Raw genomic sequence first — 277 nt, 5'->3', positions numbered from 1 at the left:
GCTATAGCTCCACGGTCACCGACACCATCGATGTCGCTTCAATCAGCAGCTTCCTGAAGCAGGCCCCCGCGGTCATTTCGATCTGGAGCACGGCGACGGGCGGAAGCAGCGTCTGTCCGAATGTGCAGGGCGCGTGCATTGACCCGTCCGGGATCAAGCTGGCGTCGCCCGGTACCGTGACGCCGCTCTCGACGTCGTCCTCGGTGACGGTACAGGGCAGCACCGGGCAGATCGCGGCGGGGCACGACCTGAACCTGTCGGGCGGCAACCTGACCAA

Annotated in this window: 1 protein-coding gene; it reads left to right on the top strand. The window is 65.7% G+C overall.

The window, feature by feature from the left end; all coding sequences use genetic code 11:
- The coding region (locus SB771_RS34215; protein ID WP_410721945.1) for a hypothetical protein at positions 1–277 on the top strand (277 nt) is incomplete at both ends.

It is taken from the genome of Burkholderia sp. SIMBA_051, assembly GCF_046534915.1.
Lineage (GTDB): Bacteria > Pseudomonadota > Gammaproteobacteria > Burkholderiales > Burkholderiaceae > Burkholderia > Burkholderia ambifaria.
The sequence above is the reverse complement of the archived record's forward strand: the minus strand, read 5'-3'. Positions and strand labels throughout refer to the sequence as shown.